General features: G+C 44.2%; 13 protein-coding genes. 6 read left to right on the top strand and 7 right to left on the bottom strand.

Going from position 1 to position 16,713, the window contains the following annotated elements; all coding sequences use genetic code 11:
- Positions 1-124: 124 nt before the first annotated feature.
- From GVN16_RS09000 to GVN16_RS08975, 6 genes are all read right to left on the bottom strand, one after another.
- Entirely contained in the window at positions 125-1,888 is a 1,764-nt protein-coding gene (locus tag GVN16_RS09000; RefSeq protein ID WP_166563533.1) for an ABC transporter ATP-binding protein, read from the bottom strand.
- Between the two features lie 458 nt (positions 1,889-2,346).
- On the bottom strand, positions 2,347-3,315 hold the full coding sequence (locus tag GVN16_RS08995) for a glycosyltransferase family 2 protein (protein ID WP_166563532.1): 969 nt from the start codon (positions 3,313-3,315) through the stop codon (positions 2,347-2,349).
- Positions 3,315-4,607, bottom strand: coding sequence for a glutamate-1-semialdehyde 2,1-aminomutase (hemL, locus tag GVN16_RS08990; RefSeq protein ID WP_166563531.1), 1,293 nt, complete (start codon positions 4,605-4,607; stop codon positions 3,315-3,317). Before hemL ends, GVN16_RS08995 begins: the two co-directional genes overlap by 1 nt.
- A 1-nt stretch (position 4,608) precedes the next feature.
- Complete coding sequence (locus tag GVN16_RS08985; RefSeq protein WP_166563530.1) at positions 4,609-6,276, bottom strand: ABC transporter substrate-binding protein; 1,668 nt, start codon at positions 6,274-6,276, stop codon at positions 4,609-4,611.
- 96 nt (positions 6,277-6,372) lie between these two features.
- Positions 6,373-8,244, bottom strand: a complete 1,872-nt coding sequence (gene yidC / locus GVN16_RS08980) for a membrane protein insertase YidC (protein ID WP_166563529.1) — start codon at positions 8,242-8,244, stop codon at positions 6,373-6,375.
- 83 nt (positions 8,245-8,327) lie between these two features.
- Complete coding sequence (locus GVN16_RS08975) at positions 8,328-9,065, bottom strand: RNA methyltransferase (RefSeq protein ID WP_166563528.1); 738 nt, start codon at positions 9,063-9,065, stop codon at positions 8,328-8,330.
- 47 nt (positions 9,066-9,112) lie between these two features.
- Here GVN16_RS08975 and GVN16_RS08970 point away from each other — a divergent pair, with 47 nt between their 5' ends.
- The 6 genes from GVN16_RS08970 to secG all read left to right on the top strand — a co-directional run bounded on the left by GVN16_RS08970 (position 9,113) and on the right by secG (position 15,848).
- On the top strand, positions 9,113-11,647 hold the full coding sequence (locus GVN16_RS08970) for a BamA/TamA family outer membrane protein (protein ID WP_166563527.1): 2,535 nt from the start codon (positions 9,113-9,115) through the stop codon (positions 11,645-11,647).
- A gap of 95 nt (positions 11,648-11,742) precedes the next feature.
- Complete coding sequence (miaB, locus tag GVN16_RS08965; protein ID WP_166563526.1) at positions 11,743-13,194, top strand: tRNA (N6-isopentenyl adenosine(37)-C2)-methylthiotransferase MiaB; 1,452 nt, start codon at positions 11,743-11,745, stop codon at positions 13,192-13,194.
- Entirely contained in the window at positions 13,191-14,507 is a 1,317-nt protein-coding gene (locus GVN16_RS08960; RefSeq protein WP_166563525.1) for a sigma 54-interacting transcriptional regulator, read from the top strand. Before miaB ends, GVN16_RS08960 begins: the two co-directional genes overlap by 4 nt.
- Positions 14,497-15,015, top strand: a complete 519-nt coding sequence (locus GVN16_RS08955; protein WP_166563524.1) for an LptE family protein — start codon at positions 14,497-14,499, stop codon at positions 15,013-15,015. Before GVN16_RS08960 ends, GVN16_RS08955 begins: the two co-directional genes overlap by 11 nt.
- Positions 15,015-15,380, top strand: a complete 366-nt coding sequence (locus GVN16_RS08950; RefSeq protein ID WP_166563523.1) for a hypothetical protein — start codon at positions 15,015-15,017, stop codon at positions 15,378-15,380. Before GVN16_RS08955 ends, GVN16_RS08950 begins: the two co-directional genes overlap by 1 nt.
- A gap of 99 nt (positions 15,381-15,479) precedes the next feature.
- Entirely contained in the window at positions 15,480-15,848 is a 369-nt protein-coding gene (gene secG, locus GVN16_RS08945; RefSeq protein ID WP_166563522.1) for a preprotein translocase subunit SecG, read from the top strand.
- A gap of 80 nt (positions 15,849-15,928) precedes the next feature.
- On the opposite strand, the gene GVN16_RS08940 is transcribed toward secG, so the two are convergent.
- Positions 15,929-16,699 (bottom strand): oxygenase MpaB family protein, encoded by a 771-nt coding sequence (locus GVN16_RS08940; RefSeq protein ID WP_205748815.1) that lies wholly within the window; start codon positions 16,697-16,699, stop codon positions 15,929-15,931.
- Between the last annotated feature and the right edge of the window lie 14 nt (positions 16,700-16,713).

Here is a 16,713-nt window from a genome sequence, read left to right as displayed (position 1 = left end):
CACAGAAATTGATTAACCGGGCGGTTGTTCTAAATATACGGCCGGTTCAATATCATGAGAAAAACTTCAACACAACGGGTTGAAAAAACAATGGGAAGTAAAATTTACGGTACTAAATTCTGCCTTAAACCAAAGCTGAAGCGTACTGTATCTGGTAAAGGTTATTGTAAAATCCGTTCTCGATGGTCAGGAGGTCTTCATGAGATCCTTGTTCAACAATATGACCTTTATCGATCACAATGATCTTATCTGCCTTCTGGATGGTGCTTAAGCGGTGAGCAATCACAATGGCCGTTCTACCTTTCATAAGTTTGTCGATGGCATTCTGGATCATTTCTTCAGATTCGGAATCGATAGAAGACGTGGCTTCGTCGAGTATCATGATTTTCGGGTTCTGAACCAGAGCCCGCACAAAGGAGATCAGCTGGCGTTGCCCTACAGACAAGGTGGCTCCGCGTTCCATCACTTTGTAATCGTAATCGCCCGGCAGCTGCATGATAAAATCATGAACTCCCACAAGTTTAGCGGCCTCAACGACCTGTTCACGGGAAATGGACTCATCGCCCAGCGTGATATTATATTCAATGCTGTCTGAAAACAAAAACACATCCTGCAGCACCATACCGATTTGTTTACGAAGCACCTGCAGATTGTATTCTTTCACCGGAACCCCGTCAATGAGCACTTCGCCTTTGCTGATGTCGTAAAACCTCGGCAGCAGGTTGATGATCGAAGACTTACCCGCTCCGGTAGCTCCCACAAAAGCTATGGTCTCACCTTCTTTAGCTTCGAAGGTAATACCCTTTAAAACATAATTATCGTTGTTATAGGCAAACCACACATTTTCGAAGTTTACTTTTCCTTCGATGTGCCGGGTTACTTCGCCGCCTTCCATTTTATTATCAGAACTGTCCAGGATATCGAGGATCCTCGAAGTACTCACCACCCCCATCTGAAGGGTATTGACGCGGTCAGCGATCATGCGGATCGGCCTGAAAAACTGGTTGATAAACATGATGAAGGCCGTGATGGTACCGTAAGAAGCCTGTTCATTCAGGATTTCTTTGGCTCCGTACCAGACCACGAGTCCGGTACCCAGGGCAGAAATCACATCGGCCACCGGATAATAAACCGAATAGTAGAGGATAGACCTGATATTCTCATCCCTGTGTTTGGCATTGATCTTTTCAAATTTGTCGAATTCAGTTTTCTCCGAATTGAAGATCTGCACAAGGCTCATGCCTGTCAGGTGTTCCTGGACAAAGGTATTGAGATTGGCGACTGCATTTCTGACAAGGTTGAAAGACTTTTTGATCTTCTCCTTAAACACGTATGTACTGATGAGTAAAAGCGGTACTGTAGCAAGGCTGATCAGCGACAAACGCCAGTCCGTATAAAACATAACGGCAATGATCAGAATCAGTTGGAGGATGTCACCGGCAATGGCCGCAAAACCCGAACTGAAAACATCGGAAAGAGTCTCCACATCTGAGATGGTCCTGGTGACCAGGCGGCCGATGGGCGTATCATCAAAAAACTTCAGCTTAAGTTTAACGATCTTTTCATAGACCTGCACGCGGATGTCACGGATCACGTGCTGGCTAAGCCATCCCGCCAGGTAAGTGTTAAAGAAAGCCACTACAGAACTGAAAACGAGCAGCAAAACCATGGCCAGAAGGGCCATAGACAAGCCCTGGTAGTCTCCTTCAGAAACCGGACCATCAATGGCATACTGGATAAGCAATGGCAATAAAGGTGAAGTTACCGCTCCGACGAGAATGGTCAATACCAAAAGGTAAAACCTGAATTCATAGGGTTTGATGAACTTGTAAAGCCTTTTCAGGATAACACTGTCTACAATTTTACCGCTGTACTTTTCTTCTTGCAAAATGAAATATTTGATGAATAATTAAAAAACTAATCCCGGGCTGATTTCGTTCGGAGGCTTCAAAAATATGTTGCTTCTGAAAACGTCTTAAACCGGTAAACCCTGCAAATATAAGCCCAATATACAGAATTTAATATGGATTTTCCTTTGAATTGCGTAGCTAAATGGTTAATTTTGTATTCAAACCTTACCTATGGTTTGATGATGAAAATTTACTGTCCAAAATGTAATTGGAAACCTAAAAAGAGAACTCGCTGGAAGTGCCTTTGCGGATGTGAGTTTGACCCCTTCGAAAACATTTCCAAATGTCCTTCGTGTAATTACTCCCATGAATTTACAGAATGTCTTAACCTGGAATGCGGGAAAATAAGCCCTCATTTAAACTGGTATTCAGGACTGGACAATAACGTCACCAGACTGATCTATGAAGTAAAAATGGGCAAAAAAAATCATTGATTTCAAGCCTTGGACTTGCCTTTAAGGCCCTCACTGATAAAACCGCATCCATAGGCAAACAACTGAATAAAACAGGCAGTTATGCTGAGGAAACCTACTTTCAGGCTGCTGTTCTGAACCGTTGAATGTAAAAAAATAACGAGAAAATAGAACAGGAAAACCGAGACAGAGAGGAAAAATAAGGGTTTATAAACAAAAAACTGGACCGGTATAGAAAATACGAACAGTGTAAATACCAATGGAAAAAGATGCACGATCTTCAGCTCTTTCGGGAAAAACCTTGAGATGTTGATCCTGGCTCTTCCGAAGAAAAATAACTGCTTGTAAAACTGGGTAAAACTCGTTCTTCTTTTGTGGTAAATAAAGGCTTCCGGAATCAACCCAACTTTAAAACCGGCCTCTATCATCCTGATACTGAATTCGATATCCTCCCCCATCCTGGTGATTTTGTAGCCCCCCACTTTGTTCCAGACTTCTCTTGAAAACCCGAAATTGAAGCTCCTGGGATGAAATTGCCCCCCGAGATTGTTCTTTTTACCCCTGATGCCCCCGGTAGTAAATACCGAGGTCATGGCATAATTAACGGCTTTCTGAATGGGTGTAAAGCTTTCGTGGGCTGCATCAGGACCACCATACGCATCCAGGTAATCTGTATTGAGGCGTTGTTCTACTGCTTCAAAATAAGTTTCGGGAATGATGGCGTCTGAGTCGAGCTGCACAAAATAGTCGCCCTTCGCTCTTTCAAAGCCGTAATTGCGGGAAAAACCTTGTCCTGAATTTTCCTTAAAAAAGTAATGCAGCTCAAGCTGGCCTGAAAATGACCTGCAAACGTCCTCACAGGTATTTTTTGAGCCGTCTTCCACAATCAGCACTTCAAAATTCCTGTAGGTTTGCTTAGCCAGGCTTTCAAGTAACTCCCTGACCTCATCGGGGCGGTTGTATACCGGAATAATGACGGAATATTTACGCATTACTTAGTGATAGAAATCAGGCTTTCACGATTAGCCTTCAATATCTTTTTGATGAGTTTATCGTCTATTTTGGTAGAAATAAACAGGGTCTCAAACTGAGAAGGTGCCAGGTAAACGCCTCTGTTCAGCATCTCGTGGAAATACTTTCCGAACAAAGCGGTGTCAGAGGTTTTAGCTGTTTCAAAATCCACCACGTCCACCTCCGTGAAAAACAAACTGTACATAGATCCCACCCAGTTGATGGAATAGTTCAGTCCCAGTTCGAGTAAGGTCCTTCTGATACCGTTAACGATCTCGAAACCGGTTTCATCCAGCTGGGTATAAATATCTTTGTTCTTCTTCAGATGTTTCAACATCGCCAGTCCCGCAGACATGGCAATGGGGTTTCCGGAAAGCGTTCCTGCCTGATAAACAGGGCCCTGGGGAGAAACATAATCCATGATCTCCGTTTTTCCGCCGTAAGCTCCTACAGGCATGCCTCCGCCTATAATCTTGCCGAGGGTCGTCAGATCGGGGGTTACACCAAATCTTTCCTGTGCACCACCCGGTGCAAGCCTGAAACCTGTCATCACCTCATCGAAGATGAAGACGACTCCATGCTGTGTACACAATTCACGAAGTCCTTTCAGATATTCGGGTTTAGGCAAAACGCAACCCATGTTGCCTACGACAGGCTCTATGATCAGAGCGGCGATCTCACCCGGATTGGCTTCCATGATTTTCTTCACGGCTTCCAGGTCGTTGAACGGAGCCAGCAAGGTGTCTTTGGCTGTGGCAGCCGTAACACCGGGGCTATCGGGCGTTCCCATCGTAATGGCTCCGCTACCTGCCGAAATCAGGAATGAGTCACCGTGGCCATGGTAACAGCCTTCAAATTTGACGATCTTATCTCTTTTAGTATATCCTCTTGCTAATCTTATCGCAGACATGGTAGCTTCCGTGCCCGAATTCACCATTCTTACTTTCTCTACCGAAGGCACCATTTCTGCAATCAGATCAGCCATTTCCACTTCTTTCCTGGTAGGTGCCCCGAAAGAAAATGAATTTTTAATCGCTTTTTTTACAGCCTTCTCTACAGGCGGAAAGGCATGACCCAGGATCATCGGACCCCATGAATTGATCATGTCTATGTACTTGTTATGGTCTTCATCAACGAGGTAGGCTCCTTTTGCATTTTTAATGAAGATCGGGTGACCACCCACAGATTTGAACGCTCTGACAGGTGAATTGACACCACCCGGAATATATTCTTTCGCTTTCTCGAATAAATTTTTACTTTTCTTAAGTCCCATTTTATCTGAATATTTCTACAAACTTCCCATCCTCAAACTTAACGATAGGAACAATTTCATTTTCATTTTTATTACCTCTGAAGTCAAACCCTCCCAGCGTAAAATCTTCTGTGTAAGCTTTGGCATCCAGGTTCAGGCTCATAATGTCCTTTCCGTCTTTCAGCATCCTGGCAAAATACAGCACAAGGTCATAACCGGAATAACTGAAGTAAGAAGGCACAGAGCCCATTTTGATCAGGTATTTCTTATTAAAATCAACCACTTCTTTCTTCTCGGAATCCACAAACTCAGGGTAGATAATATTGATGTCCCTCGTCAGGATATCAGGAGATACTTTTTCGAAGTTAAACGCCGAAGAATTACAGATCACCTTGGCCTTGATCTTTTGCTGACCCAAACCCTGTACAAATTTCACCCCCAGGTTATTATCCCCTGAGAAAAACACATGACCCGGAGCCTGCCCGGGTTTGATGGAATTAAAAGTCACAAACTTTTTAATCTCCAATACCTTATATCCTTTTTTCTCCGCTTCTGTTTTGTAGACAAAGGCAAACAGAGAATCTTTTTTTGAAGGGCCGAAATAGATCGACAGGTTTTTATTCAGGTTGCTTTCTTTCACAAACTCAAGTGTCCTCCTGGCCTGCTGGGTATAGGACGGCTGCACCAGGAATATGTTTTTGCTGTCTTTCAGTAAAGAAACATTGTTTGACAAGGGGTGCACCTGGAATATTTTGTGCCTGATGGCAAACTCTACGGCTTCATTGTTAGGCTCAGGATAAAGCGGCCCTACAAACAGGTCGATCTTATTAAAATTGGGGTCTTTTTCCAGTTTTACAAAATCCTCTTTGCGTTTCTCTACATCGAACGCAAACAGCTTGATGTCAATTCCCTCCGCCTTAAGTTCTTCAGCGGCCAGTCTCATCCCGGCATACAGGTCATAGACGTACTGGTTTGTTTTCAGGTTACTTCCCAGCCCGACTTCTTTGATATTGAACGGCAATAAGACTCCGAAGTCTATGACATTATCATCTGAATTGCGTCCTTTTCCTCTTTTGGGTTCTTTTGAATCGTTTCCTGAAGGAGCATTCAATTTAAACCTGTTGGTCAGTACATCTGAAAGCTCAAGATCTGCTTTGGTATTGACCCTTTTCTCCTGGATTCTCTTTACCAGGGTTTTGGCGATAACGACCTGGCCGGGAAACTTACCGTAAAGATCTTTCAGCAATTCCACATTCTTGATGGGAGGTATCGTGGTGTTGATAAGACCTGTCACTGCAGGCTTAAACTGCGGATCCTGGATTCTCTCCAGGCTCTTTATCCCTTCTTCGTAGTAGTTTTCAGAAAGGTTTACTTCCGCGTAAAGCAGATAGGCTTCTTCCATTTTATCCCAGTCAGGAAATCTCTCAAACAATTGTCTTAAGATCACCCTCGACTGGTAATTCTGGCCCAGTTTTTTAGTACTCAATGCATAGTAGTACATCGAGTAAGGTACAACGGGATTATTGTAAGATTTGGAAGTAAGTGGGATCAGTCTGGTGTTGGCAGCTTCATACTGACTGTCAGCAAAAAGTTGGACGGCTTTTTTATATTCTATCAGGTATTTCTCATCGGGCATCTGTCCGAAAACAGCTGAAATACAGATAAAATATAGAATCAACGTTTTTTTCATTGTAGATTATTTTTTTGACTCAAACGTTTGAGTTTATATAAAGATTGAATTTATAAAAAAATGTTCTACAATTAAAGCTTGCAGAACATTTTTGTTTTATTTCTTTTTCGACTTCTTCTTGAGGTCTTCACTTTGCTTTTTCATTTCCTCTGAAGCCTGGAGTTGTTTCTGCAGATACTCCCCGAACTTGTTTCTCTTCTGAGGTTTGGTATGATAAGTCTTTTTATTATTCTCGAGCACTGCCCGGATTTTATCTTCGTCAATAAACTTCCGGACAATCAGCTGCTGACCGATCGTCACAAGGTTGGACACCAGGTAGTAGAAACTCAGGGCTGCCGGGAAGCTGTTCAACACGAAGAAGAACACCAGCGGGAAGATATAAGAAATCTTCTTCATATCTATCGGTCCTGGCTGAGCCGGTGTGATCTGGTTGTTATAATAGGTAAAGGCAAGACTTGAAAGTGTCATCAATACCACGAACAAACTGATGTGATTGCCTATAACAGGAAGGTGTGTAGCCCAGCTGATCGGTGCATCATAAGTAGAAAGGTCGTTGGCCCAAAGGAATGTTTTCTGACGGAACATGATCATGTTCGGGAAGAGGAAGAAAACAGACATCAGGATAGGCATCTGAAGCAACAAAGGCACACAGCCGCTTAACGGGCTGACACCCACCTGCTGATACAGCTTCATGGTTTCCTGCTGAACCTTCACCTGGTCATCTCCCACCCTTTCTTTGATCTCGTTGATCTCAGGGGCAAGTAATCTCATTTTGGCTGAACTCACATACGATTTGTAGATCAACGGCGTCAGAGCGGTTTTGATGATCAGTACCACCAGGATGATCAGCAGACCATAATTGGTAATAAAGCTCTCTACCCACTCAAAAAGCGGCACAAAAACAAAACGGTTGATCGGCTTCACGATGTCGTATCCGAGGTAAACGTTCTTGTGAAATCCGTCGGCCACTTTCAATACCTCTTCATAATCATTCGGTCCGGCATAGAACCTGAAGTTACCTTTGCCTTCAATAATGTTTTTATATGGTAATTCTACTTTCGCTTCAGCAATTTTAACCGTGGTCGAATCTCCAACCGGCGTAGTCAAAGTAAAGCTGGCGTTCTGAAAAGGGGCGTTTTTTGAAACAAACCCGCCTACGAAATATTTTTGTTTGTAAGCAAACCATTTAACCGGCCGCTCTGCTTTTTCTTCTTCATTGTCAACACTACCGAAACCGACGTCTTCAAAATTGTCTTCCGAATCCAGGTAGTTGACCTGGGCAGCCTTCTGGTTTTCAGCGAGGTCGTTTTCCAGTACTTTCAGCTTGTCTTTCCAGTAGAATGAAACCGGCTGGTCGGAAATCAATCCGTGGGTGTTGTTGAATTTCAGGTCATAATCGATAGAGAAGCCTTTGCCCCCCACTGTATATACCTGGTCAACACTTCTGCCGTCTCCAAGGCTCACCGAATATTTAACTTCATATTTACCTTCTCCGTTTACTTTACCTGAAACGGCTGAAGTCTGGTAGTAAAGGCCCTTCAGGTCAATTTTGCCTTTAGGAGTCTGAACTTCCAGTTTCATTTCAGAATTTTCTTCATCAAGAATCACCATCGGTTTACCCGTCTTTTTGGTGTAGTCACCGAAAGTCTGATAATTTTTAAGGGTAATTTTTTTGATCGCTCCACCTTTCGATGAAAAAACGATAATGGCATCTTCGTTTTCAACTGTCACTTCCTGCTCTGTTCCTACTGCTGCTGAAGCGAAATCGCCGAACTGGCTTTTCAGTTTCAAGGTATCCTGAGTAAGAACGGCCGCAGATTTAGCGGTGGACGGGCTGGCTTTTGCAGTTGATTTTTGCTGGGTAGTTTCGGGAGTCGCTGGTGTTCCGGGATTGAAATACATGTATGTCCCGTACATTAAAAACAATAGAACAAAACCTATAATATAATTTTTATCGAATTTTTCCATTTAGGATGATTGGTTATTAAAAATTTCCGCAAAAATCGGAAAAAACTTTTAGTTAAAGTAATTATTATTGAAATTGTTTGCCTTTACTTGTTTCTTTTGAGATTATCCAGCACTATAGCGGTGGCATTGGCCGCATTCAGCGATTCTGCCAGTCCGAACCGTGGAATAGTCACCCGGAAATCTATCCTCTCTTTCATCGCATCCGATATACCGTGAGACTCGCTTCCGATTACTAAATAACCAGAAGGCGGGAAAATAAATTCATGTACATTTTGTCCTTCCAGAAAAGTGCCGGTCAGAGGCAGTTCAATTCCTTCGAAATAAGTCGTCAGCGAAGTGTAATAACAGTGAATCCTTGTAAACGAACCCATCGTGGAAGCAATCACTTTAGGATTATAAAACTCGACGGTTTCTTCCGAACAAACGATGTTTTTCAAACCATACCAGTCGGCCAGCCTGATAATGGTCCCCAGGTTACCGGGATCCCGGATGTCGTCAAGGACCAGGATAATCTCATCTTTGCCACAGTAAACCGGCCTGTTGGGCTTTGATCTGACGACAGCCACCCCCGAAGAATTATTTTTTAAGGTACTGATTTTCCCGATTTCATCCCCGCTTCCTTCTGCCACCTTTACTTTATAACCTGCGGAATCAATTTCTGCCGCAAGTTCCGGAGAACAAAAGACAATTTCGACTTCAAAATCAGAGTTTAATAATTCAAGAATGCTTTTTTCGCCTTCAACCAAAAAACGCTCATTTTCTGTACGGTATTTTTTATTATGCAAAGATTGGACGTATTTTTGCTGTTGCTTTGAGATCATTATACAGTAATTATCAATTACATTTATTTAAAAAAACGGGCAATCCTTTGAATAAAATCATTAAAAATATCCTATTCACTTTTGTGGGAGCCCTTCTGTTTTTCTCTTGTCGATACAACGTCCCGCTCGAAAAAGACGAGTATCTGTTGTGGCGACAGAACTTCAAAGGTAATCAAAAAGTATTAACGGAAGAGCTTGAAACCCTCATTCCTGTTGATCAGAAAGAAAACACCAAGCCTTTTAATCTTCCTTTTACACCCAGGGTCAGGTGGTACAGCTTCGGTAAAAACGTGTTTAACGTTCAGAAACAGGAACGGAAACTCACCCGCCAGCTGACCAGGCTCAACCAGCTTCCACAGACCTTCGAAAGCATCAAGATCACACGTAAAAAACAAAAAATAGAGAAAAAAGTCAGCCGTCTCAATGAAAACCTTAACCAGCAGGTAGCTTGGTTCTGGCGGAATATCGGTGAAATTCCGGCCACCGTCAAGCGGGAAGAAATAGAAGAAACCTCGAAAAAAATAGAGAAATTTCTGATGGACATCGGTTACCGTGAAGCGTCCGTAAATTTCAGGATCGACTCAACAATTTCCAAAAATCCCAGGAAAATCCTGCTCACTTACCAGATCAAAGAAAATGAGCCCTATCTGATTGACTCGGTCATTTATAACATCCCTGACCCACACATCGACAGCCTTATCAGGGCCAATGAAAAAAACAAACTGATACAGCCCGGCAACCGTTTTGACAAACGCCTGGTTGACGCCGAAAGACTCAGAATTGAATCCCTGCTTAAGAATAACGGCTATTATAACTTCTCCGGCATTTACCTTACCCACGGGGCTTCCAACGCCCAGGGAGATTATGAGTTGTTCAAATCACTGAAAAGAGGTAATCTTTATTTTGAGATCAGCAACCCTCCGGGCAGGGACATCCACGAAAAATTTACGGTCAAAGAAGTCGTATTCAAAGCTTTTGACCCTAATGCCACACAAGTCAACCTGCAACCGGACACACTGGTTTACAATGGTATCAGGTTCATCACACTCGACAAAAGAATACCGATTTCGATTGTAAGCAACAGGGTACTGACCCGTGCAGGGAAAGAATACAAAATAGATGACATCATAGAGACACAAAGGCAAATGGGCCTGATGAACCAGTTTGCGTTTGCCAGTTCACAAGTCAAGGTAACTGCCCCCAACAGTCTTTCGCTGGAGTATTTTGCCCCTTTGCTTGAAAAATACACGGTGGGTACATCACCTGGTCTGAACAGTATTTCGAATGACGGGTCCAACTTTTACGGATTCGGTATTCCTGTGTCTCTGACCGTCAGAAACATGCTTAAGCGTCTGGAAGTATTCGAAGGTTCTGTCAAAGCCTCCTATGAAGGCCAGCCCTCACCCCTCATCACCAGCGGTAAGCCGAAAATCAGGGGGAGTCTTGAACTGGGAGCCAACGCCAACCTCTCTTTCCCGACGCTGATTCTGCTACCCCTCAAAAACCAGCTGGTGCATCTGAAAAACCCAAAAACCACCATCGGGCTGGGTTTTAACTATTCAGAACCTTTCTGGGGACAGCGGCTCAACTTCAAGCTGAGTTCAAACTATTCGTTTCAGCCATCAAAATACAGCGTTTTCTATTTCTCGATCCTGGATGCCAACCTGGTCAATACCAACTATTCGGGAAGTCTTGAAGGACGTAATTTTTATAAGAGCCTTGTGGATCAGCAGGCCCTGGGCAACAACCTCAAGGTTACTTTTGACCCCCAGTTTGTATCCAGCATCAACACCAATTTTGTGTTTAACAACCAGGACCTCAGAAAACCTTATGCCACCTCGCGGTTTTTAAGGGTATTCCTTGAATCCGGCGGAACATCCCTCAATTTTCTGAAGAACAAGGAGCGGCTGGGCTTCATCGAGAACCTGTTCCCACTGAGACATGACAATGAGTCTCCGGACAGCGTCCGGGCCTATTTCAGGTTTGTCAAGCTCAACGTTGATTTCCGCAAATATGTGAATGTAAGCCCCTCCAGCAGTCTGGCCTACAGGGTCAACTTCGGGGTAACGAATCCATACGGCCGCAACAAAGCTCTTCCGTATGAAAAGAATTTCTTTGCCGGCGGCAGCAACAGTGTGAGGGCCTGGTCACCCAGGTCATTGGGTGTAGGCTCAGCCAAACCGGACACTACGATTGACGGGAACACGTTTCCGCAACCGGGCGACATCCTGATGGAAGGAAGCGTCGAATACAGGGCTAAAGTGGCCCGTTTTGCGGGTGATATCCAGGTGGCCGCCTTTATTGATGCCGGTAACGTGTGGAAATGGCATGAGGTGAACATCCCTTCCAAAGCCAACAAGGCCAATTTTGATTTCAGCAGGTTCTACAAGGAATTCGCCGTCGGAACAGGACTGGGTCTACGTTGGGACCTCTCTTATTTTCTCTTTCGTTTTGACTGGGGTATCAAAGTCGTTGACCCCTCCAGGGCTGTGGGTGACAGATTTGTCCTGGATGAATTTTCTCTCCGCAGAAAAATGCCTTACGGGCTGCAGTGGAATTTCGGAATCGGCTACCCTTTCTGAGAACTATGTCTTTAAATTTTTAGTTAAATTAACACTGACAATCTGTCAGTTTTGCTTAATTTTGTATTTGAATTAATTATCCGTAAAAATAAGAAATGGGAATAGTTGCCGAATCACTCAAGATCATTAGCGAGGAAGAAAAGAACAGTCTTGATGAACCCATGGTGTCTGTTGACGAGCACAATGCCGGTACAAGAAAATTATATATAGAGAGTTACGGATGCCAGATGAATTTTGCAGACAGTGAAATTGTGGCTTCCATTTTAAGGAATGAGGGTTTCTCAACCACTTCCAACCAGGATGAAGCCGAGCTGATCCTGCTCAACACCTGTGCCATCCGCGACAATGCTGAGCAAAAGGTAAGAAAAAGACTCTCATCGCTGAGTCCGCTGAAGAAAAACAATCCTAATGTCAAAATAGGCGTGCTGGGTTGTATGGCAGAACGCCTGAAGACCAAGCTGCTGGAAGAGGAGAAAATGGTGGATATGGTCGTAGGACCTGACTCTTACCGTGAACTTCCCAACCTGATCGCTGAAGTGGAAGAAGGGCACAAGGCCGTCAACGTATTCCTGTCCAGGGAAGAAACTTATGCCGACATCAGCCCGATCAGGCTGGACTCCAACGGGGTTTCGGCTTTTATTTCGATCATGAGAGGCTGTGATAACATGTGCAGTTTTTGTGTGGTGCCGTATACCCGCGGCCGCGAACGCAGCCGTGACGCCTATACCATTGTCAATGAAGCGGCAGGCTTATTTGAGCAGGGATACCGTGAAGTGACCTTGCTGGGACAAAATGTGGACTCTTATAAATGGGAAAATGCAGACAAAACAGAGAAAGTGAATTTTGCCCGGCTGCTTGAGAAAGTCGCTCTGATCCACCCGGAACTGAGGGTCAGGTTCTCTACCTCACACCCGAAAGACATTACCGACGAAGTGATCTATACCATCAAAAAGTATGATAATGTCTGTAATTACATCCACCTGCCCGCCCAAAGCGGCAGCACCCGTATCCTGGAAATGATGAACAGGACCTATGACAGGGAATGGTACATCAATAAAATTGACAGGATCAGGGAGATTTTAGGAGATAAATGCGGTATTTCGCAGGACATGATCTCCGGCTTTTGTTCTGAAACGGAAGAAGACCACCAGGATAGCTTAAGCCTGATGGATTACGTTAAATTTGACTACGGCTATATGTTCTCATACTCTGAAAGACCAGGAACACCAGCCGCTAAAAAATATGCCGACGATGTTCCGGAAGACGTGAAAAAACGCCGTCTCAACGAAATCATCGCCAAACAGAGAGAACACTCTCACATCAATAATTTAAAAGAAATAGGCAAAGTCCACAGGGTGCTGATTGAAGGGTTTTCCAGGAAATCAGAAGAAGAACTGAAAGGACGAACAGACCAGAATAAAGTGGTGGTTTTCCCGAAATACAATTTCAGAAAGGGAGAATATGTCAATGTTCTGATCACAGCCTGCACCACAGGCACCCTCATCGGTGAAGTGGTGGTAGAAGAAACAGATCTGCAGAAACTATGACAAACAGTGCCGAATTACAATCCGTAAAAAACCGTTTCGGGATCATAGGCAATGCCCCGGCGTTGAACTATGCCCTGAATGTGGCGGTTCAGGTAGCCCCTACCGACCTCACGGTGCTTATCAACGGAGAAAGTGGCAGCGGTAAAGAATCATTCTCCAAAATCATACACGGCCTCAGCCAGAGAAAGCACGGACCTTTCATTGCGATCAACTGCGGGGCCATTCCGGAAGGCACCATCGACTCGGAATTATTCGGGCACGTCAAAGGCTCATTTACCGGTGCTATTGATGACCGTAAAGGTTATTTCGAAACGACCAACGGCGGCACCATATTCCTGGACGAAATCGCTGAAATGCCGATCGGTACACAATCGAGGCTGCTGAGGGTATTGGAAAACGGGGAATACATTCCTGTGGGTTCGTCAAAAGTCAAAACCACCAATGTCAGGGTGGTAGCCGCTACGAATGTCAACCTGATGGGGGCTATTGAAAAAGGATCTTTCAGAGAAGACCTTTACTACAGGCTGAATACCGTGCCGATTGTGGTGCCTCCGCTTCGTGACCGCGGCTTCGACATCGAACTGCTGTTTTTGAAATTCACTTCAGATTTTGCAGAGAAAAACAAGATACAACCAGTAGACCTGACCGAAGATGCCCGTCGCTTGCTGCGGACTTTCCGTTTTCCGGGCAACATCCGTCAGCTGAAAAACATAGCCGAACAGATCACCATCCTGGAACAGGAAAGGATCATCAACCACCAGATCCTCGAAAAATACCTTCCGAAAGAGCAGGCTTCAGGACTTCCCGCCCTGCTGAGAGGCATAGACGGCGGCAAATACAATGATTTTTCAGAAAGGGATATTTTATACAAAGTGTTATTTGACATGAAAAAGGACATGACCGAGCTGAAAAAGCTGGTCTATTCCATCATGCATTCCGGCGGAAATGTCGGGCCGATTATTGAGGCCAACCACGACTTGTTCAAAGACCTCAAAAAAGAAGAAAGTTTTGCCCTGCCTGTCAAAACAGAGGAAACTTATCAGCCCGACCCGGTTTACCCTTCTTATTTGCCGCAGGACTCAGACAATATCCTGACGATCGACGACCTGCAGGAAGACCGTGAAGATATAGAAGACATTACCCATGAAACGGAAGAAGAATCATTATCGCTCGAAAAAAATGAGAAGGAAATGATCATTAAAGCCCTGAGAAAGAATAACTTTAAGAGAAAATATGCGGCCCAGATATTGGGTATATCAGAAAGGACGTTATACAGAAAAATCAAACAATATGACATTGAAGATGAAAAATAGATACCGGGTCCTTTTCTTTTTTCTACTGATATGCGGAAGCCCGGCCATGATCAGTTCCTGTAAGATTTATTCTTTTACGGGAACAACCCTATCAGACGAGCTGAAAACCGTCACCATTCAGAACTTTGTGATGGCTACAGCCGGGGGACCTCAGAACCTTACCCTGAGCTTCAATGAGAAACTGAAAGAATATTACCAGAGAAATACGAGCCTCAAACTCAAGCCTGCTGACGGTGACCTTTTCCTTGAAGGGGCCATTACTGGATACGAAATCACCCCGGTGTCGGCCACAGCCGGTGACAAGGCGGCGATGAACAGGCTCACCATCAAAGTGGAAGTGAGATTCCAGAATAAATTCAGTGAAGAAGAAAATTTCGAGAAGGAGTTTTCATTCTACCAGGACTTTTCGCAGGGACAAACCCTGAGCCAGGTTGAACCGAGCCTGGTACCGAAAATCCTTGATCAGCTGGTTTTGAATATTTTTAACTCAACCGCCGCAACCTGGTAATGGAAGATAAAGAGAAACTTTGGTCGATGCTGAATCCCGAAAAACGGGCTCCGCAAAATGCAGTCAATTTCCTGATAGGACTTTGTCAGAAATATCCTCAGTTCAAAGTTCCTTTTTTTGCCCTTAACAGGCTTCAGGCTGACCTTTTCAACAATGATCTGTGGGTTAAAGCCGATCAGCTGGCTGATAACAACCGGGCCATTGCCCAATTGTTTTTCAGGAAAGCTCCCATGCCCGAGCCGGTGGACATGATATCCGGAAACAAAAAACTGTCATCAGACGAGTTAAAGCTCAGACAGGGCCAGATCATCGAAAAATACATGAGCAACAAGATTTCGTTCACCGAGCCATTTTCAAAAAAATAATTGATAAAAAAAGAAAGAGACACTTATATAATAATTGAAAAATAATGCTATTTTTGCACCTCTTTTGTAAATAGCGATCAATAAAAAACTTAAATAAATATGCTGTTATTAAAAATTATTCTTGTGTTGATGATCATCGTGGCCATTTTGCTTATCGTTATCATTCTGATTCAAAACCCAAAAGGTGGCGGTATTTCTTCTGAATTTGGTGGTGGTGCTACAAGCCAGATGTTTGGTGTTCAGAGAACAGGAGACATTATGGAACAATTGACCTGGGGATTTTTTGCATTTCTTATTGTAGGTGCTTTAGGAACCGGTATCATTTCAAAAATGAACGGCGGTGCAGCTGCGGCTGACAGCGGATTGAACGTTGAACGTGCTACCACTGCTCCGAGTGCATTACCAACAACTACGCCTCCGGCTCAGACAGCTCCGGCTACTCAGCCAGCGACAGTTCCTGCGAAATAATTCAGCAAGACATTCATAAAAAGAGGCCGCTCAATGACTTGAGCGGCCTCTTTTGTTTCCGGAGCTTCTGTTGTTAATAGTCATGAATGATGCTCAGCCAGCCTGTCCAGAGCCATGATCTGCTCCGCATAGCGGGGCGGCAGAAGAAGCTGTTTCAGGAATTTGTCGATCCTTATCTTCTGAGCGTATTTGTAAAGCAGCAGAAAAGGTTTAAGACCCGAGAACTCCCTCAGCCCCAGCAAATGCCTCACATAGGCCGGCACGACCAGCTTCTGCCCTTCGATCAGGATAGCATAGCGAACAAGCCCCAGGTGTTTTTTATATTGCTTGTATAAATCAGCAGTAAAGCCGCTTTTCAGTAGATCCTGACGCATATGATGTTCTCTTGAAAGCAGCCATTCCCGGTAATTCAGGGGCAGGTTTTTAAGGTTCATCCTCAGCCCTACCCTGTTGAACACATCAAAAACTTCCTCTTTTTCAGATTCTTCCAGGTTTCTTTCCAGCAGTTCAAAAGCAGAAATCGAATAATGGATCAGCATAAAAAGTACATCCCGGTATGCCCAGTCCGGAATCTGCATGCCCCGGCTTTGCTCAACAGACTGATGAATGGCCGTGATTTTATCGATGGAATCCAATGCTGTCTTTTCATCTGAGAAGATAATCTTCTGAGCATATACCACCGTGGAAAATAAGCGTCCGAGCGGGTCATTGGGGAGTTTTCCTGTAAAATACAGCCAATCCACAGCTTTGTTTAGGGAAAATTCGGCGGCAGCCCCTCCAAAAATGAAGAGAATGGTATCGGCCTTACCCCAGATTTCACGGACAATTGAGTTTTTACGTACGAAAGTCATGATCATTTAATGTT

It is taken from the genome of Emticicia sp. CRIBPO (assembly GCF_009905725.1).
Classification (GTDB): Bacteria; Bacteroidota; Bacteroidia; order Cytophagales; family Spirosomataceae; genus Leadbetterella.
The sequence above is the reverse complement of the archived record's forward strand: the minus strand, read 5'-3'. Positions and strand labels throughout refer to the sequence as shown.

Excerpts from the sequence above, each read along its gene's own strand:
- GVN16_RS08995 (WP_166563532.1), bottom strand. The coding sequence starts at position 3,315 with ATGCGTAAATATTCCGTCATTATTCCGGTATACAACCGCCCCGATGAG.
- hemL (WP_166563531.1), bottom strand. The coding sequence starts at position 4,607 with ATGGGACTTAAGAAAAGTAAAAATTTATTCGAGAAAGCGAAAGAATAT.
- GVN16_RS08985 (WP_166563530.1), bottom strand. The coding sequence starts at position 6,276 with ATGAAAAAAACGTTGATTCTATATTTTATCTGTATTTCAGCTGTTTTC.
- yidC (WP_166563529.1), bottom strand. The coding sequence starts at position 8,244 with ATGGAAAAATTCGATAAAAATTATATTATAGGTTTTGTTCTATTGTTT.
- GVN16_RS08975 (WP_166563528.1), bottom strand. The coding sequence starts at position 9,065 with ATGATCTCAAAGCAACAGCAAAAATACGTCCAATCTTTGCATAATAAA.
- miaB (WP_166563526.1), top strand. The coding sequence starts at position 11,743 with ATGGGAATAGTTGCCGAATCACTCAAGATCATTAGCGAGGAAGAAAAG.
- GVN16_RS08960 (WP_166563525.1), top strand. The coding sequence starts at position 13,191 with ATGACAAACAGTGCCGAATTACAATCCGTAAAAAACCGTTTCGGGATC.
- GVN16_RS08955 (WP_166563524.1), top strand. The coding sequence starts at position 14,497 with ATGAAAAATAGATACCGGGTCCTTTTCTTTTTTCTACTGATATGCGGA.
- GVN16_RS08950 (WP_166563523.1), top strand. The coding sequence starts at position 15,015 with ATGGAAGATAAAGAGAAACTTTGGTCGATGCTGAATCCCGAAAAACGG.
- secG (WP_166563522.1), top strand. The coding sequence starts at position 15,480 with ATGCTGTTATTAAAAATTATTCTTGTGTTGATGATCATCGTGGCCATT.
- GVN16_RS08940 (WP_205748815.1), bottom strand. The coding sequence starts at position 16,699 with ATGACTTTCGTACGTAAAAACTCAATTGTCCGTGAAATCTGGGGTAAG.